Source organism: Rhizobium sp. AAP116, assembly GCF_001295785.1.
Taxonomy (GTDB): domain Bacteria; phylum Pseudomonadota; class Alphaproteobacteria; order Rhizobiales; family Rhizobiaceae; genus Allorhizobium.
On sequence record NZ_LJIB01000027.1, the window covers coordinates 169,666 to 196,032 of the forward strand.

A 26,367-nucleotide genomic window follows, 5' to 3' on the forward strand; every position below is an offset into this window, starting at 1 on the left:
ACCCGCCGATTGAACCCCAATCGGCGGGTGTCTACGTTCAAGGCACCGGCATCTTTCCGGTGGCCGTGGGCGCCAAGCGCAGACGGCTCAATCGACCGGGGCATCATCGAACCCGCCCGGTGCAGCCTCCGAGGATGGCAGCGGCCATGGCCGAAGATGACGACAAAGACAGCAAAACCGAAGACCCGACCGAGAAAAAGCTTCGGGACGCGATGGAGAAGGGAAACGTGCCGAGCTCACGCGAAGCACCGCTCTTTGCGACTGCACTCGGCTTCTATCTCTTCGCGGTGTTCTTCATGCCCGGGGCGGTCACGCGCCTGGCACAATCGCTGAAGGACATCTTCGAGCGCCCCGACCAATGGTATCTCGGCACGGCCGTCGACGTCGTCTCTCTCTTCACCCATCTCGCTTGGGAGATCGGCGCCTTCCTCGCTCCCATGCTGATCATGCTGATCTTGCTCGGGGTTACGGCCAATGTCGCGCAGAACATGCCCTACTTCGTTCTGGAGCGAATCAGGCCCCAAGTGAACCGGATCTCGCTCTTCGCCGGCTGGAAACGGATCTTCAGCGCCCAGGGCATGGTCGAATTCGCCAAATCGATCTTCAAGATCGTCGTGCTTTCGGCGATCATGGTGTTTGCGCTGCGCAACGATTACTTCGCCGTCATCGACACGATGTTCTCCGACCCTCAGGTCATTTTCGTCAAGATGTCGGAGATCCTGAACAAGATGATGATCATCGTCGTCATGGCGACGGCACTGCTGGCAACAGTCGATATCTTCTGGACGCGGTATCACTGGTACGAACAGCTGCGCATGACCAAACAAGAGGTGAAGGAAGAGTACAAGCAGGCTCAGGGTGACCCGATCGTCAAGGCCCGCCAGCGCTCCATTGCTCGAGATCGGGCCCGCAAACGCATGATCGCCAGCGTTCCCCGTGCGACGTTGGTGATCACCAATCCGACTCACTACGCGGTGGCCTTGCGATATGTGCGCGAGGAAAACGAGGCACCGATGGTCGTTGCCAAGGGGCAGGATCTGGTGGCGCTGAAAATCCGCGAAATCGCTCGCGAAAACGACATCCCCATTTTTGAGGATCCCCCGCTCGCCCGCTCCATGTTTGCGCAAGTCTCGGTCGATAGCGTCATTCCGTCAGTATTTTACAAGGCAGTCGCAGAGCTCGTGCACCGGGTCTATGCGTCCAAGGCCCCCAAGAGACGGATACGCTAGGCCCGATGAAGAAGTGCTCCTATACTAACCAGCGTGAACGCATCGTTGCGGAGGCTATCAGCCCCGTCGCGAGTGAATTGCGCCTTCTCGACGCTGCCGACCTCATTTCACTCCTACGTTTTGAACTTTACGGAAATCTCTCGGACCTCGTTTCGTCCGCAGCCGAACTCTATTTCCATCCTGGTACCGTCGTCTTCGGCGCCGGGGGCGATTATCGGCTCGAATGGGGTGGTCCGCCGGAAGTCGTGCTCGATCTTGAGATCAAGCCGCGTGGAATTACTATCTACTCGCAGCTGACGCTGACCAACGAGCATGCCGGCCTCGATATCAAGCATATCGCGTTTCACGACACCTCCGGAGATCCGGACGGCAATACGCGTATGCTGGAAGAACGCCTGGAAGAAGCGCGCTTCGTCAAGGGACAGGCGTCCCCGCTCTACGGATGAGACCGGTTCAGGTGATGTAGCCGAGGCGGATCGCCTTGGCGATCGCCTGGATGCGGTTGACCGAATCAAGCTTGATGGTTGCCGATCCCAGATAGGCGTTGACGGTATGCACCGACAGGCCGAGACGTTCTGCGATCTCTTCGCTGATGCGTCCATCTCCTGCAAGCTGCAGGCAGGCGATCTCACGTTCACTCAAGGTTTCGGATGGTGCCGCCCGGCGTTCATCAAGCGACAGGATATCGGTCATCACCTTGTAGCAGCGGCTATGCACCGCAAGGATCAGCTCGCCGGGCAGATCGGCTCCGCCAATCGTCGGAAAGACAACATAACCGTTCCCGACAGCACCGAGACGCACTGGAAAAGCGATACCGGAATAGGGTAGCAGACGCTCTTGCAACTGGACGGCAAAGGGCGTGAAGTCGGATGCATCCAGGAAGCTCGTCTTCTCTTCTGCGCTCCAGAGCAGAGGCAGGGTCGAAGTCTCAATATGCGCCAGAAGTGCATCCCCATAGGCACCGATGAAAGCTTCCCGGCCGCTGCTGAGGCCGCTGCTCCAGTTCTCGAATTCCGGATCGAGGCGTCGCTTGTGCGGCAGGCTGGCGCCGGCCACGCGGAACGCTGCAAAGCCGCGTGCATTCAGAGATCGCTGCAGCGACACGAGCTTCGGGAAGATGTCCGAACGGGAAGTGACGGGGCGCTGGCCTGACCAAGTCGCATCTTCAAGGATGTTTCCGCCTGGTCTGGTGGTCGTGGCCATTCCTGCTCCCTCAAACGAGATTGTTGCGCACCGCATAGGCGATGGCTTCCGAGCGTGTCTTCGTCGCAGTCTTGCGCATCACGCTCGTGATGTAGTTGTTGATCGTATTGCGCGAGATGCCGAGAATCGTGGCGATCTCGTCGCTGGTCTTGCCCTCGGCAATCCAGAACAGGCACTCCAGTTCACGATCGGTCAAATCGAAGTCGCGATCGCTCTTGTGCCCCTTGTTCGCAGACAGGCTCAGCGCATAAGCGGCAAGCAGGCCGACTTCCCGCAAGCGCTCGGGCGACAGCACATAGTCCTGCGGGAAGAGCAGAAGCAGTGCAAGTCGGGTTCGTCCGACATTGAGGGTCACCGTGCAATACTGGCGGCTGGTGCCGGCAGGGACATGCGCATCGTCGGGGAGAATGGCATATTTAGGCTGCAGCACCGAAAGGCACTTCTCGAGCTCGGTCGACTGGGAATAGCTCGCGGCCAGTTCGCTCTCGAGGCGGCGGACCAGATCGAACGGCCAATCGGCGGCCACGACGAAGTCGAGCCCTTCTTCCTGGACGAGATCGTAGCGCGCGAGCAAGTGATGCGAGGCGCCGACATAATCACACAGGACGCGAAGGCAATGGCCCATGTCGCCCGAGAGCGCCGGGGTCGCCAGCCTTCGGATCAACACGTCCTTCGACGATGAGCCTTTCTGCAGAGGCTCTGCCGGAGAAGCGGCACGAGACCGCCCCTCATTGCCCTCTGTTGTCAGCTCGGCATCCATTCAATGTGCCCCTTTGAAGTGACAGCCTAGCATTGTCGCAGTCTTCGCCACGTCCGAGTGCAGGCGACTCACATACGGCCCAATCTCCGACTACCGAATCATGTTCACTGTAAAATATAAAGTGGCAAAGGTCACAAGCATTTGCGGTATTGCGAGACGGGTCCAAGCATGCCCGGCGATGACCTTTGGCGCAACCCCGTATCGATATGGGACTACAATGCAAAACCGCGCCCGGAGGGCGCGGTCGGTACTGGCTTGTTCTTCAAAATCAGGCGGCGTTGTCCACAGCCCATTTGCGAAGGATCTTGGCGGCGCGCTCTTCCGAGATTTCCACCATGCGCGAAAGGCGCCGCTCCGGACCTTCCTTGACCCGGCGGTTGAAGCCGCCATTCGGGTCGTCGTCCATCGTAAGAAGGTCGTCGGTCGAGTCGAAGCCGAAGTCGGATCCGAAACCATCCATAAGACCGCCCCCTGACCCGCCACCGAGGGCAGGCGAGAAGTCGGGGAGCTCGAGACCGGCAGCCTGCTCGCCAATTCCGCCGGCGAGTGCCGTATCGGCACCACCGCCACCCGCGGTGCGGATCATCGGACGGATGCCCATCCAGACAATGAGGAAAGCGACGGCGACGAAGGCCAAGGAGTTGATGATGCCGCCGATGTTGCGGCTCAGGATTTCCATGAAGCCGGGGCCCGTCGCGGATTCTTCGAGCAACTGGTTTTCCAGGAATTCCATGGCCGTCAGTGTGACGACGTCACCGCGATTGGTATCGAGGCCAGCTGCAGAGGTCACGATCTTCTGCATCTCAGCGAGATAGGCGTCGATCTTGGCCTGGTCGACGGGCTCTCCCACCATCATGGCAATGCGACCGCGGTTGACGACGACGGCGACGGAGAGCTTCTCGACGGTGTAGCTGTTCTTGACCGTCGCGACGGTCTTGCTGTTGATCTCGTAGTTGGTCTGCTCTTCCTTCTTGTCCTGCTCGTCGGACGATTCAGGGCCACCGCCGCCGGCATCGGGCGCAGCCTGAGGAATGTTCTGTTCGACTGTGGCTGCCGTATCCGACTGGCGCTGCAGGGATTTCTGCGCTTCCTTGGTGACGCGAACAGAGCGCTCGACGCGCGATTCCGGATCGTAGATCGTTTCCTGGATCTGCTGGCTGTCGGTGTTGATCTGGGCCGTGACGCTGGAGCGGAAGTTGTCCATTCCGAGGAAAGGCGCCAAGGCCTTGTCGATATTGGTTTCGATTTCGCGCTGAACGGACTGAACAACGCCCAGCGAGCGGGAGGCTTCGCCACCCGTTTCGTCGCCTGCTGCAAGCAGCTGGCCGGTGGAATCCAGAATCGTCACGTCCTCGACGTCCAGACCCGGGACGGACGAGGCGACCAACTGGCGGATCGATGCTGCTGCCTTGCGGCCGGCATCCGTCGAGGCGCGAATCATGACGGACGCCGTCGGCTTCTGTTCGCCGCGACGGAAGTTGCCGATGTCCGGCATGACGATGTGGACGCGGGCTGCGGCAATGCCTGCGATCTGCTGGATGGTGCGTGCGACTTCACCTTCCAGCGCGCGGACACGCGTGACTTCCTGCATGAACGAGGTCAAACCCAGCGAGCCGACGTTGTCGAAGAGCTCGTAGCCGGCATTGGCGCTGTTGGGCAGTCCACGCTCGGCGAGCAGGAGGCGCGCCTTTCCGGTCATGCCGGCACGCACACTGATGCTCTGGCCATCGGCACCGGTCTCGAAATCGATGCCCGATTCGGCAAGAGCGATGCTGATCTGGTTCATGTCGACCGGCTCGAGGCCGACATAGAGCGTCTCGTAGGAGGGTTTGTTGACGTAAAGAGCGCCTGCAATGATGATCGCGAAGGAAACGACAGCAACCCCAGCCATGGCCAGGATCTTCGTCTGGCCCATCGCCGCGAAATTTTTAGGTATCTGAAGTAATTGATTTAACAGATTCATTCTGTCTCGCACCATCTACAAGGAGGGTCTGGGCGCTTTTGCCCTTGGCGCGACAATAGAAATCGAAACTTGTGCGAACGTTTCGCGGGACGGGAAAGCCGAATTCATTTCGGCATCCGGCAGATTCAGGATCTGCGGCCCGTACGTACAGAGAGAGAGTTCTGAAGGTAGGTTAAAAGAAGTCGAAGTCGCCTGCAGCCTTGACCAGCGGTTGCGAATGGCCGTGACGAAGGCCTGCCCCCAGCGCCTTCTGCATGTCGGCCAGCTTCACGAGGCTCAAGGCCGTCGTCATGTCGATCATCCAGTCCGACGGGATCGTCCCGGTGATTGTGTCGACGAATTCGGCCAGTCCGCGCGCCTTTTGAACGGCAAGGTCAATGCCTTGCAGAACCTTGAGGCTGTCTGGATGCTCCAGTACCTTCGGGCCGCCGAGTTCGAGCAGGTGCGGTTCCACACGCTCGATCAGATAAGCCACGTCATGCAGCTCGCTGACGATGCGCATGAGGATTTCCGGAAGTTCTTCCCGTGTATCCTGGTTTCCCGCCAAGTGTTCGTTTTGCATCCGATGTCCAGTACTAGAAGAACTCGATTGAGGTTTCCACCGGCTTCGAAACAGGAACCGGACGCTGCTCCAGCGCCACCGTCTTCTGCGTTTCTGCGCCCGTGAGCGGATACTGTCTTGCCCGGCCGCTGACCGGCCAGAATTCCAGCTTGCGGCCGTGGTCTCCGCCCGTGGAGGACCCGACGACCTTGATGCCTTCGTCGCGCAGGAATTGCTGAGCAAATGCTGCGTTCTGTTCGCCGACATTCGAGAACGTCGCGATCGTCTTGGCGCCACCGAAAACCTTGGCTTCCAGGCGATCCCTGCGAGCGCCCTGCTTCAGAAGGCCGTTGATCAACAGCTCCATGAGGTGAACGCCGTAGCGGGTTGCGTCGCCGCCACCAGCACCGGGCACTGCCGAACCCGGAAGCAGGAAGTGGTTCATGCCACCTACTCCTGCAATCGGATCCCGAATACAGGCAGCAACACACGAACCGAGGATCGTCGACAGGACCACATTCGGATCCTTGCTGACCTTCCACTCCCCTTGAATAATGTGGACGCGCTTTGCTGCACCGTCTTCAGTCATTTCAGCGCTCCGAATACAGCTTCGATGGCCGCCTTCATCTTCTCGATCGTGAACGGTTTCGCCAGGACGTTGTTCGCACCCAGCTGTGCAGCCTTCTGGACTAGCGCACGGTCGCCCTGCGCGGTCAGGATGATGAAGGCCGCCTTCTTGGTGTTGGGATTGGTGCGTACCGCCTGGAGCAAGCCCAAGCCGTCCATCTTCGGCATGTTGAAGTCCGAGATGACCAGGTGATGGGGCTGCTGCTCCATGATCTTCATGCCCTGCTCGCCGTCACCGGCGGCAGTGATCTGCTTGAAGCCCAGCTGGGTCAGCGCGTCGCTGAGCAGCAGGCGACTTGTGACCTGATCGTCGACGATCAGAACTTTGATTTTTTCGGCTAGGGACATTATTCGATACCTTCTTTTCGGGCAGCAGTGAGTTTGAGGATTTCCTCGCCAATGGAGGTGAGAGGCAGTTGATGCTCGACAGCGCCCAGCTCATAGGCGACTCGTGGCATCCCGTAGACCACACAGGTCTTTTCGTTCTGGCCGATGGTGCGAGCACCGGCGTGACGCATCTTCAGAAGACCGGAGGCGCCATCGCGCCCCATGCCCGTCAGGATCACTCCGACGGCGTTGCGGCCGGCAAGCTCGGCAACTGAGTCGAAGAGAACATCGACAGAAGGCCGGTGTCCGTTGACCGGCGCGCGATCCACCAGTCGGCAGCACGGCGCCGATGCATTCGAGACCTGCATGTGACGCTCGCCGCCCGGGGCAAGGTAGATCTTGCCGATCTCGAGCCGTGCGCCATCCGTGGCCTCCTCCACCACGGGGGCGCAAAGACGGTTCAAACGCTCGGCGAAGCTCTTCGTGAACGTTGGAGGCATGTGCTGCGTAATCACCGTCGGCGGGCAATTGCGCGGGAATTTCTGCAGGACGGCGATCAGCGCTTCGACGCCGCCGGTGGACGAGCCGATGGCCACGATCTTGCGGCCGACGCGGAAGTCTGCAGCAGGCGCAGTCGCGACCGGCTGGATCTGTGGTGCCGAATGATGCCGGTGCTGAGAACGCGCCGCCGCCTTGACTTTCTCGGCAAGCTCGCCGAACGGACGAGGCTCTCCTGGCTGGGGCTTCGCCACACAGTCGAAGGCGCCGATTTCGAGTGCCGCCAGAGTGGCTTCCGCGCCGCGATGCGTCATGGTCGAAACCATGATTACCGGCATGGGCCGCAGCTTCATGATCTTTTCCAGGAACTCAAGGCCGTTCATGTTCGGCATCTCGATGTCGAGGGTCAGGACATCGGGATTGAGTTGCTTTATCGCTGCGCGAGCTTCCATGGCATCGCCGGCCTGACCGATGACGCTGACATCCGGATCCTGGTTGAGGACGGCCGTGATCAGTCCACGCATCGTAGGGCTGTCATCGACGACGAGAACGCGTGCAGGTGCCGCCATTACTTTCGCCCTCCGTTCTTGCCGATGTAGCGATAGGTGGTGATACCGATATTGTCGAAATCGTTCTTCGAGTCACCCGAGACACGCTCGGAGTGGCCGATATACAGGTGTCCGCCGATCGGCAGCAGATCGGCAAAACGGGTCCAGATGCGCATCTGTGTCGGCTCGTCGAAGTAGATCACGACGTTGCGGCAGAAGATGACGTCGAACTTGCCCTTGAAGGGCCACTGGGCCATCAGGTTCAGCTCGTTGTAGGTGATCAGACGCTTCAGGCGATCGTCGACCTGGAACTTGCGGCGTCCGCCGATCTCGACTTCCTTGAACCACTGCTTGCGGATGGCAGGCGACACGGTTTCGAGCGCCTGCTCGTCATAGGCACCCTGTCGGGCGATGGCGAGGATCTTCGGATCGATATCGGTGGCAAGGATCTTGAAGTCGTAGTCCAGCACGTTCGGAAAAGCCTGGAATACGGTCAAGGCAATCGAATAGGGCTCCTGGCCGTCCGAGCTTGCGGCGGACCAGATGCGCACGCGCCCGCCGGACTTCGCACGCTGAATGAGCCCCGGCAGTACCTCGTCACGAAGATGCTCGAAGTGATGGTTCTCGCGGAAGAAGCGCGTGAAGTTGGTCGTCAGGTGCGAGAGCATTTCGCGGCGCTCGGCCGATCCCTCCGGCGAGGCGACGAGCTGGCAATAGGCGCGGAAACCGGACAGGCCAAGATTGCGGATATGCTTGGACAGTCGCGAGTAGACGAGCGAAGCCTTGCTGTCGTTCAGCGCGATGCCCGCATCCGAGTAGATCATGGCAGCAATCTCGTTCAGGTCCCGTCGGGTCAGCGGGTATTCACCGCTGGCCAGAACTTCGTCGTCCGATTGACGGGATGTACTCATTGCAAAGGTCATGCAGCCTCGCTTTCGGCGGCTTCGTTGAAAAGTGCACCAAGCTCGACCATGCAGATCATCCGCTTGTCGATGGCGAGAATGCCACGGGCATATTGTTTTTCGAGGTCGGAGGAGACCTCCGGCGTCGGCTGAATGTCGGTATCGCTCACCGTGAGGATGTCGGAGACGGCATCCACCAGGAGACCCACGACCCGAGACTTGACCTGGGCCACGATGATAACGTGGCGGGCGGTTGGCTCGGCGGGCTTCATGCCCAGACGCAGGGACAGGTCCATGATCGGCAGGACGGCACCACGCAAGTTGATGACGCCCATAACGTAGTGCGGGGAATGCGGCAGCGGGGTTGCCGGGGTCCATCCCCGGATCTCGCGTACCGACATGATGTTTACGCAGAACTCCTGATCGCCAATACGGAAGGCGATGAGCTCCCGATCTCCCTGGACCAAGTTTTTGACCGCATACGACATACTATTACCCTGCGACGGCTAACGACATTTCCTGCTTGAGGGACTGACCACGCGAAGCGGCGACAACGGCGTCCACATCAAGGATCAGTGCGACGCGTCCATCACCGAGGATGGTTGCGGCAGCAATGCCCGGAACGTGGGTGTAGTTGGCTTCCAGCGACTTGATAACGACCTGACGCTGCCCCTGGATGGCATCGACCATCAGAGCGCGCTGGCCACCGCCTTCGGATTCCACCAGAAGGGCGACGCCTTCGATCGGGTTTGCCTGAGACGATCGGAAGTTGAGGATTCGACCCACATCGACCAGCGGGCAGAAGGAGTTGCGGATCGAAATCAGGCGCTGGTTTGCGCCGAACGAATGGACGTGTTGGGCCTCCGGCTGCAGCGTCTCGACGATGGCCGTAAGCGGCACGACGAGGGTCTGGCCGGCAACCGTGACGACCATGCCGTCGAGGACGGCGAGGGTCAGCGGTAGGCTCATGGTGAAGGTCGAGCCCTGCCCCGGACGCGAGGTGATCGAGATACGACCGCCAAGTGCCTGGATGGAGCGCTTGACCACGTCCATGCCGACGCCGCGACCGGAAATGTCCGAGATCTTGTCCGCCGTGGAAAAGCCCGGCATGAAGATCAGGTTGTCGATTTCCTCGTCCGTCAGGTTGGCATCGGCCGCGATCAGATCGTTGTCGATGGCCTTCTGGCGCACGCGTTCGCGATTGATGCCGGCGCCGTCGTCGACGAGTTCGATAACGATGCGGCCCGAACGATGCTTCGCGGTGAGCCTGACAGTGCCTTCCGGGTTCTTGCCGGCGGCGGCACGCTTCTCGGGGCTTTCGATGCCGTGGTCGACGGCGTTACGGATCATGTGTGTCAGCGGCTCGGCCAGCTTGTCGATGACCGTCTTGTCGACTTCGGTGTTTTCACCTTCCGTGACGAGGCGGATCGACTTTCCGACCATGTCGGCCACTTCGCGAACAATACGCGACATGCGCTGGAAGACCGGCTTCACAGGCTGCGCGCGGATTGCCATGACCGAGTCCTGGATCTCGCGGGTTAGCTGCTGCAGCTCCTCGAGGCCCATGTTGACGGCCGATGTACCGGTCGCATCGTTTTCGATGACGCTCTGGGAGAGCATCGCCTGGTTGATGACGAGTTCGCCGACGAGGTTGATGAGGCGGTCAACGCGATCGAGGTCAACGCGGATGGTCTGGCCGGCGGCGTTGTTAGCCTGAGCGGCGGCTGCGGCTGCGGCCGCTGCGGCGGCAGCCGGAGATTCCTTCTTCTCAGGCTTGGCAGCGCCGGCGGCCATTTTCATGACGCTGGACGCGGTCTCTGCGGCTTCGACAGCAGCGACTACGGTTTCATCAGCGGCATCTTCCGGCCCCTCATCCAGGGCAGAGAGATCGAAGGGAACCGGGACCATCGGCAATTCTTCGGTCGTCGCTGCGGTCTCGGTCTCGCGCAACTTGATCTCGAGATCGCAATCCCATTCTGCGAATTCGAAGACCTGACGGATGCCTTCTTCACCCTTCTCGGCCTTGATCTGGATTGTCCAGTGGAAGTAAGCGGCTTCGGGGTCGAGTTCGTCGAGAGTCGGGAGGTCGTCCATGTTGCAGTTGATGCTCATCTCGCCAAGGCGAGAGAGATCACGCAGCAACAGGGCGGCTTCATTGCCCTTGGAGTAAAGCTCGCGGCGCGGCTTGAAGCTGACGTCGAAGGCCGAGGGGACGATGGTCTCCTCCTCTTCGCCCTCGAAACCGTCGAAGGTAAAGGGGATCGGCTGGAAGCCGCTGTCGTCTGTCGGAGGGGCTGCGGCCGGAGCAGGAGCAGGAGCGGCTGCCTTGGGAGCGGGCTTGGCTGCGGCCACAGGGGCTGCGGACGGTGCCGGAACGTCGCCGTTCGCCAGCGCTTCCAGCTCCTTGACGAGACCGCTCGAGCGGCTTTCATCAACGCTGCCGCCGTCACGCGAGGCGCTGACCAAGTCGGCCAGAACGTCGGCCGACTTCAGCATCACCTTCATGACTTCCGGGCCAGGCTCCAGCTTGTTGGAACGAACGCAATCAAGAGTCGTCTCGAAGACGTGCGCAAAGGCAACCAGGTCATCAAGACCGAAGGCACCTGCGCCGCCCTTGATGGAGTGAACCGCGCGGAATACGGCATTGACCGTTTCCGGATCGCGATCTCCATCATTCATTTTCAGAAGACCGGATTCCAGTTCCGCGAGCTGCTCCTCGCATTCCTGGAAAAAGATCTCTTTGATTTCGTTCATATCCATAGGAGAAAATCCCGGCTTAGGCGGTTACACGCTCGATGGCATCGATCAGCTTGGTCGGATCGAAAGGCTTGACGATCCAGCCTGTCGCACCGGCCTGGCGGGCGCGGTTCTTCTTTTCAGCATCGCTTTCCGTGGTCAGGACCAGGATCGGAACCGCACGATACTTTTCGTTGCGGCGGACACCCTCGATGAAACCGAACCCGTCGAGACGCGGCATGTTGATGTCGGTCACGATGACGTCGGGATTGCATTCCTCGAGCACTTCCAGGCCCTCGACGCCGTCTTCGGCCTGAATGGTCTCGAAGCCTGCGTTGTTGAGGGTGACCAGAAGCATGTTTCGAATGGTTCTGGAGTCATCCACGGTGAGCACTTTTTTCTTCATTGCCGGATCTCCTTAGCGAGCAGATGATCGATGTTCACGCCAATCAGTTGAAGGGTTTTCAGGAAAGCCTCGGAGGCCTTTCCATACGAGAAGGGATGCTTGTCAGCTTCCCAGGCCTTGGCGGCTGCCATCAGGACCTGCACGCACTGAGCACCGACACGCTCGACGCCAGAGGCATCGATCGTCAAAGGGGCACCACGCATCGAGAGTATGTTGGCCTTGAGATTGGATGCCTCATTCAGGTCCAATACCGCGGCCAGTTTCAGACTCTTCTGATCGCCTTTCTTACTTGCCATCATTTCTTTCCTTATGTCCCAAGGCTGCGGCATCCAGGCCCGAATGTGGTTCCCAGGAGAACCATTCCCCCGGATGGATTGCCGAACTTCCCGCCCTTAACTTCCTTGTGTAGCGCATGGTGGTAAACAATCCCCTCACCCTCCGAGCCCGGCGATATGGACCGGGAAGCCAGAATCGGCGGGTTCGTCTTCCATCGTTTCCGGAGCGGCATAAGCGGTGGCGACCGCAACCGGTGCCCCCTGTCCGCGCTGACCGGAAAGCTGGATGCGACCGGCTGCACTGGGCGTCCGACGGGTCTGCCGCTCGATGTGAAATTCACGGATCGTCGCACCCAGCTCCAGGATGACCTTGTGCAAATCGTCCGTGCCCTGGCTCGACTGGCGCGCGACGGTTGCGGTGTTACCGATGTCGACGCCTAGCGCAGCGACCGTTCCGGCAATGCCGGCGAGCTCGCTGGCCTGGCGGTCGGTCGTGGCGGCCATGTCCGACACGGTTCCGCTGATATCGCCGACCTGGAGCACGATGTCGGCGATTGCGCCTTGTGTCTTCGCCACCATTTCCACACCGGCTTCGACCTGGTTTTTCGTCGTCGCGACCAGCGTCTTGATTTCACGGGCAGCGTCGGCGGAGCGCTGGGCGAGTGCGCGGACTTCCTGAGCGACGACGGCAAAGCCACGGCCACTGTCGCCGGCACGCGCAGCCTCGATCCCGGCGTTCAGCGCCAGAAGGTTCGTCTGGAAGGCGATCTCGTCGATCGCTCCGATGATGTGGCCGATCTGCTCGGCAGATGCTTCGATGTCGGCCATGGCGGAAATCGCCTGCCCGACGACCTCGCCACTCGACTGAACGGAGTTTCTGGTCGCGGCAACCGTGGCTTCCGCGCGCTTCGTCTGGCCGGCACTTTCGCGCACGCTGCTGGTGAGGTCCTGCAGGGCACGGCTCGTCTCGTCCAGCGCACCGGATTGATCCTCGGCGCGGTTCGCATAGGTGCGGGCAGTTTCGGCCATTCGACCGGTTGCGTCTCGGGCGACTGCGAGCTTCTCCTCGGAGGAGAGGAAGGCGGTCTGGAGCTGCTCGAGCGCCTCATTCATGCGACCTGCGAGGTCAGCATAGGCTTCCGGCACATCTGCTGCGGTGCGGACGGTCAAATCGCCTGATGTCAGCGCATCGACGACCGGGCCGAACACGCCTTCGAATTCGGCGCGATCATGTTCCCGCTGAGCTGCGAGATCGCGATGGTGTTTCAGGCGCAATTCGTTGAAGCGAAGCGATACCGCTATCTCGACATCGACCATCACCAGCCGGACAAGGGCGGCGACCAGATCGGAAACTTCCTTTTGGCGACGGCGGCTCGACGGCAGCAGGCCGGAACCCATCGCTTCTCCGATCGCGCTCGCCACCAGATGCTCCAGTACCACCGCGTGTCCCGCCACGTGCCAGCGCGGATCGAGACCCATGCGGCTTTCGCTGTCGGAGAGAACCTTTACCCGTTCGGCATAGAGCGCATCGAAGCGGGCATCGGTGAGGACATCCCAGTGGGATGAAAGAAGATCGTGAAGCCGGTCATACTGGCGTTCACTGCTGAACACGCGCGCTGCATCCGGAGAGGACTGGAGGCGTTGGAAAAGATCGCGAAGGGCCGTCTTCAAGGGCTGAGAGAGAACATGGCGGTTCTGACGGAGAAGCTCACACTGGGCCTCGTCGAGGCCGGCAAAGCGCAAGCGATCGCGCAGGCTGCCTGCCTGTGATCCTGTCGCCCGCTCCGTGGACATCCCCTGACCCGTCATTCGTCCCGCACTATGGCCGCCTGTACGGCGGACCTTCCGTCGCTCGACAGTGCTGCAGGCCAGATGGCGGAGGAAAGAATGCTCGGGAACCCGCTCCCGTTGCCGTCCGCATCATGGCCTGACAGCTCATCGAACTGTTTCCATGTTAAATACAGACCGGACCAGAACCGGTACGACGGGATGGCGTCATGCCCGAAGGAAACTCTCAAGCGAGTCCCACTCCGACGTGTCACCCAATCTTTATGGTTAATTCCTTGCTTGAAGGTTAATGAAATCTCCACTTCAAGCCGCAATCCCTAATATGAGGAAATAACGTTCCATCCCCATATGCCGGAGGTTGCAGACGGCGGAACAAAGCCGCACTCCGCGTCGTTGCGCCGAAAAGCAACAGGAGTGGAACGTGAGCGCACGGGCTATCTGGAAAGGGCATCTTGCCATCGGCGATCTCGGATGCGCCGTTGCGCTCTACTCTGCGGTCAATGCGCAGGAGCGCACCTCCTTCCACATCATCAACCGAGATACCGGGAACCGCGTCCGACGCGAATATGTCGATGAGGACAGCGGTCGGCCTGTCGGCAAGGACGATCTCGTCAAGGGGTACGATACGACAGAGGGCCAGACCGTCATTCTCGAGCCTGACGAGATCCGCGATGCCGTTCCCGAAAGCGACAAGCGTCTGGAACTGTCGGCTTTTCTGGATTGCGACAAGATCGATACCCTCTACTTGGAGCGTCCGTATTTCCTGGCGCCGGCCGATCGGCAATCGGTTGAGGCTTATGACCTGATCCGCATTACCATGGAAACGCAAGGTGTCGCTGCGATTGCCAGGACCGTTCTGTTTCGCAGGGTCCGGAGCGTGCTTGTCAGACCTCAGGGACGCGGGCTGATCGCGACGACCCTCAATTATGACTACGAGGTCCGGGATCCGGCCGAGAGCTTTTCCGACATTTCCAAGGTCCGGATCGACAAGGAAATGATGGATCTTGCCCGTCACATCATCAGCACAAAGATGGGGGAATTCGACCCGGGCCAGTATGAGGACCGGTATGAGGCGGCCCTGACGGAGCTCGTGAAGGCCAAGATCGCAGGGCGCAAACCGAAGAAGCTGCCGAAGCGGAAACCGGAGAACGTCACCAGCCTGCTAGACGCACTGCGCAAGAGTGCCGGCGGCAAGGAGGAGAAATCCGCACCGAAGCGGGAGACGGCTGCGGCTACGACAAAGCAGAAGAAGGCGAGCTGACCATGTCGCTCTCCGAGTATCGCCGCAAACGCGACTTCAAGGCCACGCCGGAACCGAAGGCCGCAAAGGTCACGAGCAAGGGCAATAGTTTCGTCATCCAGAAACATGCGGCCAGACGCCTGCATTACGACCTGCGTCTGGAAATGGACGGTGTGCTGAAAAGCTGGGCCGTCACGCGCGGTCCGAGCCTTGTGCCGGGCGAGAAGCGGCTGGCGGTGCATGTGGAGGATCACCCTCTCGCTTACGGCGACTTCGAAGGTGTCATCCCGCCCGGACAATACGGATCCGGCGAAGTGATCGTCTGGGACCGTGGTACGTGGGAACCGCTCCACGACACCGGCAAAGGTTACAAGAAGGGCCACCTCGAGTTCACGCTGAAGGGCGAGAAACTCGGCGGACATTGGCATCTGGTGCGCATGGCGCGCAAGGAAGACGAAACACGCGAGAACTGGCTCCTGATTAAAGGAGAAGACGAGGCGGCACGGCAACCGGATGATCCCGACATCGTCGAGGAAAAGCCGCTTTCGGTGAAGAGCGGCCGACCGATCGAAAGCCTGAAGGGCGATGGCAAGGCTGCCGTCTGGAACTCACGCAAGACGTCAAAATCATCCAAGACAGGGAAGGCGCCAGTAACTCGCCATGCCTCTTCCAGCCAGAATGGCTCGAAGATCAAGGGGGCAAAGCCAGGCAGCCTCCCGGAGTTTCTGCCGCCTGCCCTTGCGCGCCTGGTCAAGTCGGCGCCCAAGGGTGATCGATGGCTGCACGAAATCAAGCTGGACGGTTACCGGATCCAGGCACGGATCGATCATGGTCGGGTGCAGCTATTGACGCGGACGGGTCTGGACTGGACGGAGCGCTTCGGTGAGCGGATCGCATCGGCCCTCAAGGGGCTGCCTGTTCAGACCGCGCTGCTCGATGGTGAAATCGTGGTCGAGAGCGGCAATGGCAGCAGCGACTTTTCCCTGCTGCAGCAGGATCTGAGCGACGGTCGCGATGATCGCTTCACACACTACCTCTTCGATATCATGTATCTTGACGGAAAGGATCTGACGGGTGCCTCGCTCAGGGACCGCAAGGCAGTGCTGGAGTCATTGATCAGCGAGGTCAGCCTACCGCTCAAATATTCCAGCCATTTCGACGAGAGCGGTGATCTCGTCCTCAAACATGCCTGCCGCCTCAGTCTCGAAGGGGTGATCTCCAAGGTCGCCGATGCGCCCTATCGGTCCGGCCGCGGACGGGATTGGGTCAAGTCGAAATGCACGGCCCGCCAGGAACTGATCATCGGCGGCTATGTGCCCTCCTCCGTTTCAGACAAGGCCATCGGTTCTCTGATCATGGGCGTCAACGAAGTGGACGGACTGCGCCATGTCGGGCGTGTTGGCACTGGATACAGCCGAACGCTGGCCCGGCAGATGTTCACCAAGCTTCAGCCACTGTTGCGCGACAAGAGCCCGTTTAAAGACAAGCTGACGGGCACCGAACGAAAGGACGCGGTTTTCGTCGAGCCGGAGATTGTCGCCGAGATCGAGTTTCGCGGATGGACGGGAGACGCTCACCTGCGCCATGCCTCCTTCCGGGGGCTGCGCGAGGACAAGGCCGCACGGGACGTGGTCCGGGAGGCGCCGACGGAAACTGCATCGACCAAGAAGGCCGGGGCCGGCACGAACGGCTCAGTGACGGACAGGAAGAAAAAGACCGAAGCGCAGGCTGCACGCCGTGACATCACCCTGACACATCCCGACCGGCTCTATTGGCCGGAGGCCGGCGTCACGAAGGAAGGGCTTTCGGACTACTACGCCATGGTCTGGCCCCGTATCGCCCCGTTCATCGTCGACCGACCACTCGCCTTGTTGCGATGCCCCGAGGGGCACGAGAAGACGTGCTTTTTCCAGAAGCATGGGTGGCGTGGCATGCGCAAGGAGATCATCACAATACGCGACCCGAAAGACGACGAGGGTCACGTTGGAATCCACGATATCGAAGGGCTGTTGTCCCTGGTGCAGGGGGCTGCGCTTGAGATCCACCCCTGGGGCTCGCGAGCGGGCGATCTCGAGCGGCCCGACATGGTGAACATCGACCTCGATCCCGGTCCTGATGTCACCTGGGAACGGGTGATTGAAGCGGCCTTCGAGGTGCGTCAGCGCTTTGAAGACATGGGCCTTACCGGTTTCGTGAAGACATCCGGTGGGAAAGGCCTGCATGTGGTGGCGCCACTCAAACCGAAGGCGAAATGGCCTGAAGTCAAAGCGGCCATGAAGGCACTGGCGGACGGCATGAGCGCTGACAGTCCGACCGATTACGTCTCGACGGTCAGCAAGGCAAAACGCAAGGGAAAGATCCTGATCGACTATCTGCGCAATGGCAGGGGGGCAACGGCGGTCGCCCCCTATTCCACACGAGCCCGGGCCGGCGCTCCGGTGTCGATGCCGCTCGCGTTCGAGGAGTTGAGCCCCGACATCCTTCCCAACCATTTCACGGTCGAAAACGTGCCGGCACGGCTGGCGAGCCTCGATGCCGATCCGTGGGCCGACTTCCGCAAGGCTGAAGTGCCGCTGATGTTTACACTCGGGAAAAAGAGAAAGACCCGCTAGGGACCGCTATTTCCTCGTCGTCGTCTTCTCGGAAGCAAGGCTTCGCTTGAGGGCTTCCATGATGTCGATGACATTGTCCTTGCGCTCCGGCTCTGCCGCTTTCTTCGGCTTCGTCCGCCTGGACTTCTTCGTGCGGCTTTCGATGATTTCGTGCAGGCGCTCCTCGACCGGATCCCGGACCAGCTTCGGATCCCAGTCTCTGAGGCGCGCCTCCATCAGCTTCTTCATCATGGTCTTGGCACTGGCCGAGACTTCGGAACGGCCTGCCTGCTTGAAGAAGGGATCGGGTTCGCGAACCTCGTCGCCACAGCGCATCGTCCAGACGACCATGCCTTCATCGCGGGGGACGAGAAGAACGGCGTGTTCGCGGCGATAGAGAACGAGCCGGGCGATGCCGCCGGTGTCGGTCTTACGCATGGCTTCGCGGATGACCGCGAAGGCTTCCTCGCTCACCTTGTCGGCGGGCGCGAGATAGTGCGGACTGTCGTACCAGATCCAGCCGATCGAGCTGCGCGGGACGAAGCTTTCAATGTCGATCGTTCGTGTGCTTTCCAGCGCCACATCATCGAGTTCGTCGTCCTCGAACAAGACGTAATCGTCCTCGCTGCGCTCGTAGCCCTTCACCTGATCTTCATCGTCGACGGGCTTGCCGGTTTCGGCATCGACATAGCGGCTTACAACCCGGTTGCCGGTCTTGCGATTGATGTTGTGAAAACGAAGCTTGCTGCTTTCGGTGACGGCGCGTGTCATCGCCACCCGACAGGTCACGAGGGAGAGTTTCAGATAGCCTTTCCAGAACGCGCGCTGCACCATTTGCCCAACCTCCCGAACGGCATCAGCCGCGGCACTGCCACTGAAAACGCCCCCGGCAAGGAACAGTTCCGATGAGCGCTCAAATCGCCAGTTGCAACGGGAACCGTTTGCCCCTGATGGCGTTCCTCTCTTGCCTGTTCCTCTCCAATGATGAGCCGGAGGATTTGAAGTCGGTATGGGGGTATCGAAGACAGATCTGACCGGGGAGCCGGCGGGTGCGACGAGACCGCGCTCGGCCGAAGACGATTGCGTGCGGAACGGGCAATGGGCGACGACGGAGAATTGCCATGCCTGAACGAGACTATGACTGGATTGCCCGGCGGGCCTATTCGCTGTGGGAAGAGGAAGGCCGTCCCGATGGTCGGGACGAAGCTCATTGGCAGACAGCACTCACCGACTGGGAAACCCTGCAGGCAGCAGCACGCCAGACCACGGCCAAGTCCGGCCGCCGGATCGCAGAGGCCCAGACTTCGGCAGAGCAAGAAGGTCTTGTCATCACCGAGGAACCGGTTCGTCCGGCCAAAAAGGCGGTAAGGAGCCGGAAAGGGTGACCAAGGTGCCAGGAGGCGATCTTTCATTGGCGCTCAGCCGGGCGCAATTTATCCAGCGGGTGCGGGACGCCTATCACCGGGAGGAGGAAGAGCATCGCCCGGGCCGTCGCTACCCGACGAGGGTTCCCTTGCATGTGCTGGCGGTCACCTCGGAAATCTATCCGCTGATCAAGACCGGCGGCCTGGCGGACGTAACCGGAGCGCTGCCAAAGGCGCTTTCCTCCTATGGCATAGAAACCCATACGCTCGTGCCCGGATATCCGTCGATCCTCGCGCTCGCGCGTCTTCATCCGCCGCTCATGGAGTTCGACGATCTGCTCGGCGAAAAGGCGACCTTGCGCCACCTGGAAATCGACGGCCTCAGCCTCTTCGTTCTTGATGCACCGACGCTCTATGATCGTCCCGGCGGTCCCTATGTCGACGAGCACGGCGTCGATCATGCCGACAACTGGAAGCGGTTTGCGGTGCTCTCGCTTGCCGGCGCCGAGATTGCGGCTGGGGTCTTGCCCGGCTGGAAGCCGGATCTCGTCCATACCCATGACTGGCAGTCTGCGCTGACCTCGGTCTATCTGCGGCAGATGGGCTCTGCGGTGCCCGTTGTGCTCACCATCCACAACCTCGCTTTCCAGGGGCAGTATTCGGCATCGCTGCTGCCGCAGATCGGTCTGCCGCCGGAGGTCTATTCCGTCGAGCAGATGGAGTATTTCGGCGACATCAGCTACCTCAAGGGTGGCCTGGTGACGGCCGATCACATCACCGTCGTCAGCCCCACCTATGCGCGCGAAATTCTCTCGCCGACCTTCGGCATGGGATTGGACGGTGTGCTGAATGCGCGCATGGACAGATTGCAGGGGATCGTCAACGGGATCGACAAGGAGGTCTGGAATCCGGCCACGGACCCCTACCTGCCCTTCCGCTACGATGTGAAGACGGTGCGCAACAAGAGGAAGAACAAGGCCCTCCTGCTCGAACGCTTCAACCTGGAGCCGGGCGAGGGTCCTCTCTTCTCCGCTGTAACCCGGATTACGTGGCAAAAGGGCATGGACATGCTGGCCGAAGTCGCGGACGAGATCTTCTACCGGGGTGGGCGGCTCATCGTGCATGGCCAGGGTGACCACGACATCGAGGATGCCCTGAAGGCGACTGCGGCGCGCTTCCCGGGACGCATGGCAGTGTCGGTCGGCTACAGCGAGCCCACGGCGCATCTCATTCATGGCGGTTCCGACGCAATTATTCAGCCGTCGCGTTTCGAGCCCTGCGGCCTCACTCAACTCTATGCGCTGCGTTACGGGTGCGTGCCCGTAGTATCACGCACCGGAGGCCTGTCCGAAACGATCATCGACGCCAATGATGCGGCGATTTCAGCCCGCGTGGCTACCGGCTTCCAGTTCCATCCGGTTCGACAGGAAGGGCTGCGCCATGCCTTGCGTCGCGCAATCGATGCCTATGGCGACAAGCGCCAATGGGCAAGGCTGCAGTTGCAGGCGATGCGTGCGGACTATTCCTGGGACCGCAGTGCCGAAAGCTATGCGGAAGTCTATGGAAGGCTGACGGAACCCAGTGCAGAGTTGCATCACTGACCCATGTTGTCATTCCGCATGAACAGAGGGCCCGGAAGATACCGGGCCCTCTGTTCATCTCAGGATCTGCGATCAGGGATTTGTCCGTCCGCTCGGTCTGCTCTGGCCCGCCCCCCCCGTCCCCGTCTGCGGGGTGGGGTCCTGGTCGGTTTCCATTGCCGGCAAAGTGCCGGGGGCCACGTCCTGCTGCGAGTTCGTGGAGTTCCCCGCGCTGTTGCTGCCATCGCCGCATGCGGTGAGCAATGCAAGGACGGCAAAAATAGCCGTTGTCTTCGTCCAGGTCATCTCCAATCCTCTCTGTGATAGTCGCCATCGCCGTTGAAGCGCTCACGAAAAGCTATGGTGCGTTCGAGTGCTGCAATGTCATCGCTGCTCGCCGGAACCGGGTCTTCGGCGATGGCCTCGAGTACAGCGGGGTCGATGGCGCCAGAGCGGATTGCCTGGCGCAGTGTTTCGCGTGTCTGCCGTTCCGCCTCCAGTTGGGCGAACAGCGCGACAATCAGCCGGTCACGCGGATCGGGGAAGCGACGCCAGCGTGGCGGACGCACCGTCTCGGACATGATCCACTCCTTTTCGACAGAAGAAATTACGCCTTCAGGAAACATTTGGGGCGGCCCAATGTTCCCCTTTCTAAGGCTGATCACAGAAGGAGAAAGCACAGTGGACAGCGATCTGAAGACGCTGGAGGCCCGGCTCAACGCACACCGGGAAATCCTGGTCTCGCTCCTGAGCGAAATCCTGATCTCACCGGAGGTTGCTCCAGAACTGCTGCGCAATCTCGAACAGGAAGTGCTCCTGCGCGACGGTGCGGAAGATCCGGGCGCAGAGCCGTCCGCCGGCATTGGGCGCGGTCATGAGAAGGGTGAGGTGATCCGGGAGATCCTCGACACGGCCAAGGCGCGCGCAGCCGCCCTCCGGCGCACAGTGACTGACCTCAATGAACCGAACGGCTTTACCGAGGCGATCAAGGAGAGGAAATGAATATGATCACAAAAATAATGACGAGACTGCTCGCACAGGTGCGCAAGCCGAAGCATAGCGGCACAGCGGCCAAGGAACACCCGCAGGTGGCATTGCCGCTGCGCGCCGATCTGCCGCTTCGTGAGCGCTCCCGCGCGCTCGTGGCAGTGCCCGCGCAGATCAATGGCGCGCGTATGGGGTCAGGCAAATTCTGACCTGATCAGCGACGGTTGGTCTGTTCGCGGATGTCGAAATTGGCGTCCCAGTCTTTCGGCGCGTCTTTCTCGCCCGGAGGCCACTTGTTGACGGTGGCGTCTTCGGATCCTGTCACCACGGTCGGCTTGGCGCTGGCAACACCGTTGTTGTCGCCGCCGGCCTGTGTGCCCGCGAACTGGCCCTTCGCATCGTCATGAATTCGGGTCTTGTCGGCTTCACGGTGATCGTCAGTCATGGTCGGTCCTCCAAAGTGGTCATCATCAACCCCGTGGCGTACCGAAAGGTTCCTATGACCGCCTAGTCGGTGGATCCTGCAAGGAAAGAGGACAGCGGCGCGACCAGCGTCCAACGCAAGCCTGCGGGGTCGAAATCGATGGTGACGTCGCCGGCAAATGCGCTGGCCGCATGACGATCGATGACGGTCGATCCAAAGCCACGCCGAGTGGGCTTTGTGACCGGCGGGCCGTACTGTTCGATCCATTGCAGCCGAAGTCGGGGCTCTTCATCTGGCGTCTCCGGCTCCAGCACCTCCCATTCGATCCGAAGCCGGCCTTCGAGAACCGATAGCGCGCCGTATTTGACGGAATTGGTCGCCAGTTCGTGAAAAGCCAGGCCGAGGTTCTGGACTGCATTCGCATTCACCAGCAGATCCGGACCACGGCGATGGATGCGGTCAGCCGATCCGGTGACGGTGGTCAGCTGCAAATCGACGAGAGAGGTCAGCGGAATGCCTCCCCATTGCTGCTTGGCAAGCGCCTCGATCGATTGGGCGAGCCCTGCCAAGCGACCGCTGACGGCCCGCTGAAACTCCTCGACATCATCGGTGCCGCGCGCCAGTTGCCGCATCATCGCCTGGACCAGCGAGAGGATGTTCTTGGTGCGGTGAACGAGTTCCTGCAGAATGAAGTGAATGCGTTCCTCCGCCTCTGCCCGATCGAAGGAGGCATTCGACAGAGCCACTGCCACCTGGTTGGCCTCGACGATCTTGGTGCGCTCCGGCGAGACGATCTCGCCATGGCCGATGCGCTCCGCCATCAAGGCAATCCTGCGGATCGCTGAGCGCAAGTGGTGTGCCGCAACGAGAACGATGCCAAGCAGCAGAGTGAGCAGCACGAGGCTGCCGATCAAGAGGCTCTGCCACAGGGTGATGAACGAGCCCTTGAGGCTGTCGACCGGGCCCCAGACCAGAGCCCGCCATGGCCAGTCGGCGACTTTCGCATATCCCATCAGATACTGCCGACCGTTCTGGTAAAAGACGGCACTGTTGTTGGAGCCGTACATCAAATCCAGCCAGCTTTGCTCGATCTCAGCACCGGAAGGCTGGTTTTCGGCGCCATTTGACACGACGATGCGACCATCGCCATCCACCAGCGCGGACGACCATCCGGGCGGTAAGGCGTCGCGGGCGGCAAGGCTTGCAAGGCTCGCCGCATCCTGTGTGAGCACGATGGCGTCGATACCGTCCGATGTCCGTGCGGTGACGGGCATGGTGAGGTTGACCACCCAGCGCTCACTCGTCGCGCCGAAGAAGACGTTTGAGAGCTCGGCCTTGCCGGAGCGCAGAGCCGCCATGACCGAGCCCGGATTGGCCATGGGTTTCAGCGTAGCGCCCCAAGGCATCCGCGTGTTCAGGATTTGCACCCCGTCCCGCCGCGCCAACATGACATAGAGAGAGCTTTCCTTGAGGCTTTCTCCGACGCGCGCGTGGAATGCCTGGAGGTCGCCCTGCTGCAACTCGACGGAGTTTGCCACAAGGGCAAGCGTCGTTTCCATATCTGCGATCTTGCGCTCGACGGCTCGGCTTATGGCCTGAGCGTCATCTGCCACGTCTGTTCGCATGGTTTGAAACTGCGATCTCTCGAGCTGCAACAGCAAAAAGGCGACAAAGGCGAGCAGCGGCACTGTCGCCAGAACGGCCATCGCGGCGAGGTATGAGCCGATCGACGCTGTCGGAAAGAGACCAGCAAACAACCTGCCAACGCGGTTCAAGGCGCTACCCTCCCGCAGCTGAGCTCAGAAATCATGGGCACCTTGGCGAACCAAATCCGAGGGCGGGCGTTAGGAAGATAACCGCGACACAGGAGGTTTCCATGATTTTCAAGCCGCAGCGTTTCCATGGAGAGGCGCCCGAAGTGGCCGAAGAGTTCCCGGCCGAGGCGCGACTCGAGCAGCAGGTTGCCGACGCGCTGGCCGCCTCCGACGGCGTCGGGGCCGAAGGCCTTCGCGTCGTCGCAACTGGCAAGGAGATCTTCCTGTTTGGCGTGGTGGCGACGCGCGACGAGATGGACAGGGCCGTGGAAGTTGCACTTGCAATTCCCGGGGTCGAAAAGGTCACGGTTCGGATGGAAAGCGGCGAAGCGCCCTGACAGCGGAGACTTGGTCTCGCAAATGTCGCGCTGCCGCATGACAGACGGCCGCTGGGGAAAGGCTTCACACCAACCCCACGGACCCGTCGAAGCCACCTTTGCGATGATCGATCTCACCGATATTCCGATTTTTCTCGCCAGACGAAATGTCAGGCGCGCCCACCCATTCCGGTCGTGCCGTCCGGCCCCCAAGCCTGCGCAATGCCGGCAATCTCCTGCATGCGCCCCCGCAAATCCTGCTGGCGCAAAACCGTCACCTTCTGGACGGAAACCTGGCTAGCGGAACGATCCCGTGCGGCTTCTACCGCGAGCCGATAGCTCGGATAGACGGCCGACTGTCCTTCCTCCGAGAGGAAACACCAACCGTTCGCCTGGGGGACTATATCGCAATACACCTGTGTCATGCCGCACTCCTCCTGATACCGCCCGAACGCGCGATCGGCTGAAGGGTTCCTGCCAAGATGCAATTTTTCTTCGTCAGCGCCTGCTAACCGCAGGTAACGATCAGGCTTCCTGCCGCGAACCGTGAGAGATGCCGCGTGTATGGTTGAGCATGTTGCGGCATGACCGCTCGCCCTTTCGCTCGGTGCATCCTGCGGATCGAAGCATGGGGAGAAGCGGGAGGTTACGGCACTGATGCGAGGAACCTAGAATGGCGGCCGTAAGGGCGGGAGGGTTTTCAGGAACAAAGTCGAGGGCGGCGGAATTGCTTCTTCATGATGCCGAACCCGGCCGCATCCCGCGGCGGGCGGCTCTCAGGGAGATGATCATGACGACCCCAACCCCTTCGACACCCTATGACGACCAGCCCCCGATGCCCGCTCCGACCTGGACCCCGGAAGTCCCGATCGATGAGCCGCAACCGGATGTCTTGCCGGACGAGGTGCCGACACCCAATCCCGACGAGACGCGTGATCCGCCGGTGACGGAGCCATCACCAATCTGAGGCGAAGATGTGAACGCGGGCCTCAACGCAGGCCCGCAACACGCTCCCAGCTCTTCTTTCCGGCGACCCAATTCTGCCAGTCGGTGACCGAGCCATAGAAGACGTTCAGGTCGATCTTGCCGTTGACGCCCTGCGACAGGCCGGAGCCGGAATACTGCCAGAAGACCCATTTGCGGTCCGGATAGACCTTGGACGGATGGGCCGCAACAGAGCGCAGCCAGAAGGGATAATCGCGGAAGTGGCCGCGCAGATTGTCCTTGTAGAAGTCAGGGGCCGTGTAAATGACCGGCCTCTTGCCGTAGTGCCGCTCGAGACGATCCATGAAGACCTGCATCTTTTCGCGCGCCTTTTCCGGCGACAGGCGGAAGCGGCAGCTGGATTCGCCATTGTATTCGACGTCGATAACAGGCGGCAGGGCATCCGGATCACGCGGCACGTTGCGGATGAACCAGTCCGCCTGCTCCGAGGCCACGCGGCACCAATAGAAGAAGTGATAGGCGCCGCGCTTTACGCCGGCCTCCTTGGCTCGATCCCAGTTGGTGCGAAACATCGGATCGAGATGGTCACCGCCATCGGTCGCCTTGATATAGGCGAAGTTGGCGCCCTGGCTGCGCAGCGTCTGCCAGTCAATGTTGCCCTGCCAGCGCGAAACGTCGACGCCGTGTACGGCATGATGTTTCGGTGCCACCTTGCCGAAATTGATCGGCTTGGCGTCGCTGAAGCGCTGATTGTAAACACGATGACGTCCGCTGGAACGCGCTGCCGGGTCACGGGGTGCCAGGACCGCGCGTATCGGGGACGACAGCATGGCCATTGGCCGCTGGTCGGGTACGGGCATGCCGGCGGTCATCGACGGCGTATCGAAATGCGCCTGGTTCGGCGTGTCACCAGCCCAGGACAAAGCCTGCGGGTCACGGCCGGAGGTCGAGGCGCTGGACGAAATGGAACCGGTTTGCTCGCTGACGGCAACGGCGGGTGTCGGGGCTGCTGCAGTCTGAACCTGTTCAGGCGCTGGGTTTGAACGCAATTGCAGGGCTTCTATCGGATTGGTCCGAGCGCTGCAGCCGGCAAGTACCAGACAGCCGATGAGGAGCGAAGGGACAACCTTGGAACGCATGGCACAGAACTCAAAACTAATGCCGGGCGCATTCGAAGTCGGACACCCGGGGCCTCTGGGAATTGCTAACAAAGCTTTACCGGGAAAAGGTGAATGCAATCTTTACGGGCCGCATCAGGCTTCGACGCTGTGACGCCAAATACTGTCCGTTCACACAGATGTG

Annotated in this window: 29 protein-coding genes; 10 read left to right on the forward strand and 19 right to left on the reverse strand. The window is 60.8% G+C overall.

The features are described 5' to 3' along the window. Positions 1–146 precede the first annotated feature (146 nt). Positions 147–1,229, forward strand: coding sequence for a flagellar biosynthesis protein FlhB (flhB, locus tag IP85_RS17015; RefSeq protein WP_054150863.1), 1,083 nt, complete (start codon positions 147–149; stop codon positions 1,227–1,229). Between the two features lie 5 nt (positions 1,230–1,234). Then, positions 1,235–1,675: a hypothetical protein gene (locus tag IP85_RS17020; protein ID WP_054150864.1), complete on the forward strand. Its 441-nt coding sequence runs from the start codon at positions 1,235–1,237 to the stop codon at positions 1,673–1,675. A gap of 7 nt (positions 1,676–1,682) precedes the next feature. Here the strand turns inward: IP85_RS17020 and IP85_RS17025 are convergent, their stop codons facing one another. The 13 genes from IP85_RS17025 to IP85_RS17085 all read right to left on the reverse strand — a co-directional run bounded on the left by IP85_RS17025 (position 1,683) and on the right by IP85_RS17085 (position 13,809). Then, on the reverse strand, positions 1,683–2,432 hold the full coding sequence (locus IP85_RS17025) for a helix-turn-helix transcriptional regulator (RefSeq protein WP_054150865.1): 750 nt from the start codon (positions 2,430–2,432) through the stop codon (positions 1,683–1,685). Positions 2,433–2,442: 10 nt separating this feature from the next. Then, positions 2,443–3,192, reverse strand: a complete 750-nt coding sequence (locus tag IP85_RS17030; RefSeq protein WP_054150866.1) for a helix-turn-helix domain-containing protein — start codon at positions 3,190–3,192, stop codon at positions 2,443–2,445. Positions 3,193–3,460: 268 nt separating this feature from the next. Continuing rightward, positions 3,461–5,155: a flagellar basal-body MS-ring/collar protein FliF gene (fliF, locus tag IP85_RS17035; RefSeq protein WP_054150867.1), complete on the reverse strand. Its 1,695-nt coding sequence runs from the start codon at positions 5,153–5,155 to the stop codon at positions 3,461–3,463. A gap of 172 nt (positions 5,156–5,327) precedes the next feature. Beyond that, entirely contained in the window at positions 5,328–5,717 is a 390-nt protein-coding gene (locus IP85_RS17040; protein ID WP_006726291.1) for a hypothetical protein, read from the reverse strand. A gap of 13 nt (positions 5,718–5,730) precedes the next feature. Continuing rightward, positions 5,731–6,285, reverse strand: a complete 555-nt coding sequence (gene cheD / locus IP85_RS17045) for a chemoreceptor glutamine deamidase CheD (protein WP_054150868.1) — start codon at positions 6,283–6,285, stop codon at positions 5,731–5,733. Next, a complete protein-coding gene (locus IP85_RS17050; protein WP_006726293.1) occupies positions 6,282–6,671 on the reverse strand; it encodes a response regulator in 390 nt (129 codons plus the stop codon). The genes cheD and IP85_RS17050 overlap by 4 nt, the downstream gene beginning before the upstream one ends. Further along, on the reverse strand, positions 6,671–7,717 hold the full coding sequence (gene cheB / locus IP85_RS17055; protein ID WP_054150869.1) for a protein-glutamate O-methylesterase CheB: 1,047 nt from the start codon (positions 7,715–7,717) through the stop codon (positions 6,671–6,673). Before cheB ends, IP85_RS17050 begins: the two co-directional genes overlap by 1 nt. Next, positions 7,717–8,619: a protein-glutamate O-methyltransferase CheR gene (gene cheR / locus IP85_RS17060; RefSeq protein WP_054150870.1), complete on the reverse strand. Its 903-nt coding sequence runs from the start codon at positions 8,617–8,619 to the stop codon at positions 7,717–7,719. Before cheR ends, cheB begins: the two co-directional genes overlap by 1 nt. Continuing rightward, positions 8,616–9,086, reverse strand: coding sequence for a chemotaxis protein CheW (locus tag IP85_RS17065; RefSeq protein ID WP_054150871.1), 471 nt, complete (start codon positions 9,084–9,086; stop codon positions 8,616–8,618). The genes cheR and IP85_RS17065 overlap by 4 nt, the downstream gene beginning before the upstream one ends. A 4-nt stretch (positions 9,087–9,090) precedes the next feature. Beyond that, positions 9,091–11,358: a chemotaxis protein CheA gene (locus IP85_RS17070; RefSeq protein ID WP_054150872.1), complete on the reverse strand. Its 2,268-nt coding sequence runs from the start codon at positions 11,356–11,358 to the stop codon at positions 9,091–9,093. Positions 11,359–11,374: 16 nt separating this feature from the next. Beyond that, positions 11,375–11,740: a chemotaxis response regulator CheY1 gene (cheY1, locus tag IP85_RS17075; RefSeq protein ID WP_006726298.1), complete on the reverse strand. Its 366-nt coding sequence runs from the start codon at positions 11,738–11,740 to the stop codon at positions 11,375–11,377. Next, positions 11,737–12,036 (reverse strand): STAS domain-containing protein, encoded by a 300-nt coding sequence (locus tag IP85_RS17080; protein WP_054150873.1) that lies wholly within the window; start codon positions 12,034–12,036, stop codon positions 11,737–11,739. The genes cheY1 and IP85_RS17080 overlap by 4 nt, the downstream gene beginning before the upstream one ends. A gap of 135 nt (positions 12,037–12,171) precedes the next feature. Then, positions 12,172–13,809, reverse strand: a complete 1,638-nt coding sequence (locus IP85_RS17085; protein WP_054150930.1) for a globin-coupled sensor protein — start codon at positions 13,807–13,809, stop codon at positions 12,172–12,174. 415 nt (positions 13,810–14,224) lie between these two features. On the opposite strand from IP85_RS17085, the gene IP85_RS17090 reads away from it, so the two are divergent. Continuing rightward, positions 14,225–15,064: a Ku protein gene (locus IP85_RS17090; RefSeq protein WP_054150874.1), complete on the forward strand. Its 840-nt coding sequence runs from the start codon at positions 14,225–14,227 to the stop codon at positions 15,062–15,064. Positions 15,065–15,066: 2 nt separating this feature from the next. Next, the gene (gene ligD, locus IP85_RS17095; protein ID WP_054150875.1) at positions 15,067–17,655 is read left to right on the forward strand and encodes a DNA ligase D; all 2,589 of its coding nucleotides are present in this window, start codon (positions 15,067–15,069) and stop codon (positions 17,653–17,655) included. A 6-nt stretch (positions 17,656–17,661) separates the two neighbouring features. Here ligD and IP85_RS17100 read toward each other — a convergent pair whose 3' ends face one another. After that, complete coding sequence (locus IP85_RS17100) at positions 17,662–18,468, reverse strand: Ku protein (protein ID WP_054150876.1); 807 nt, start codon at positions 18,466–18,468, stop codon at positions 17,662–17,664. 287 nt (positions 18,469–18,755) lie between these two features. On the opposite strand from IP85_RS17100, the gene IP85_RS17105 reads away from it, so the two are divergent. Further along, positions 18,756–19,019, forward strand: a complete 264-nt coding sequence (locus IP85_RS17105; protein ID WP_054150877.1) for a DUF2934 domain-containing protein — start codon at positions 18,756–18,758, stop codon at positions 19,017–19,019. Positions 19,020–19,147: 128 nt separating this feature from the next. Then, positions 19,148–20,599, forward strand: coding sequence for a glycogen synthase GlgA (gene glgA / locus IP85_RS17110; protein ID WP_054150878.1), 1,452 nt, complete (start codon positions 19,148–19,150; stop codon positions 20,597–20,599). Positions 20,600–20,880: 281 nt separating this feature from the next. On the opposite strand, the gene IP85_RS17120 is transcribed toward glgA, so the two are convergent. Further along, positions 20,881–21,159: a hypothetical protein gene (locus IP85_RS17120; protein ID WP_054150880.1), complete on the reverse strand. Its 279-nt coding sequence runs from the start codon at positions 21,157–21,159 to the stop codon at positions 20,881–20,883. Positions 21,160–21,259: 100 nt separating this feature from the next. On the opposite strand from IP85_RS17120, the gene IP85_RS17125 reads away from it, so the two are divergent. Both IP85_RS17125 and IP85_RS17130 read left to right on the forward strand, forming a co-directional pair. Beyond that, entirely contained in the window at positions 21,260–21,580 is a 321-nt protein-coding gene (locus IP85_RS17125; RefSeq protein WP_054150931.1) for a hypothetical protein, read from the forward strand. A gap of 2 nt (positions 21,581–21,582) precedes the next feature. Continuing rightward, complete coding sequence (locus tag IP85_RS17130; RefSeq protein WP_054150881.1) at positions 21,583–21,774, forward strand: hypothetical protein; 192 nt, start codon at positions 21,583–21,585, stop codon at positions 21,772–21,774. Between the two features lie 5 nt (positions 21,775–21,779). On the opposite strand, the gene IP85_RS17135 is transcribed toward IP85_RS17130, so the two are convergent. Together IP85_RS17135 and IP85_RS17140 are read right to left on the reverse strand one after the other, a co-directional pair. Next, positions 21,780–22,010: a hypothetical protein gene (locus tag IP85_RS17135; RefSeq protein WP_054150882.1), complete on the reverse strand. Its 231-nt coding sequence runs from the start codon at positions 22,008–22,010 to the stop codon at positions 21,780–21,782. Positions 22,011–22,072: 62 nt separating this feature from the next. Further along, positions 22,073–23,764, reverse strand: coding sequence for a sensor histidine kinase (locus IP85_RS17140; protein WP_054150883.1), 1,692 nt, complete (start codon positions 23,762–23,764; stop codon positions 22,073–22,075). A 101-nt stretch (positions 23,765–23,865) separates the two neighbouring features. On the opposite strand from IP85_RS17140, the gene IP85_RS17145 reads away from it, so the two are divergent. Continuing rightward, on the forward strand, positions 23,866–24,141 hold the full coding sequence (locus IP85_RS17145; protein ID WP_054150884.1) for a BON domain-containing protein: 276 nt from the start codon (positions 23,866–23,868) through the stop codon (positions 24,139–24,141). 149 nt (positions 24,142–24,290) lie between these two features. On the opposite strand, the gene IP85_RS17150 is transcribed toward IP85_RS17145, so the two are convergent. Continuing rightward, a complete protein-coding gene (locus IP85_RS17150) occupies positions 24,291–24,545 on the reverse strand; it encodes a hypothetical protein (protein ID WP_054150885.1) in 255 nt (84 codons plus the stop codon). A gap of 365 nt (positions 24,546–24,910) precedes the next feature. Here IP85_RS17150 and IP85_RS22445 point away from each other — a divergent pair, with 365 nt between their 5' ends. After that, entirely contained in the window at positions 24,911–25,087 is a 177-nt protein-coding gene (locus tag IP85_RS22445; protein WP_171901566.1) for a hypothetical protein, read from the forward strand. 22 nt (positions 25,088–25,109) lie between these two features. On the opposite strand, the gene IP85_RS17160 is transcribed toward IP85_RS22445, so the two are convergent. Beyond that, positions 25,110–26,204, reverse strand: coding sequence for a GH25 family lysozyme (locus IP85_RS17160; protein ID WP_054150887.1), 1,095 nt, complete (start codon positions 26,202–26,204; stop codon positions 25,110–25,112). Positions 26,205–26,367: the final 163 nt, after the last annotated feature.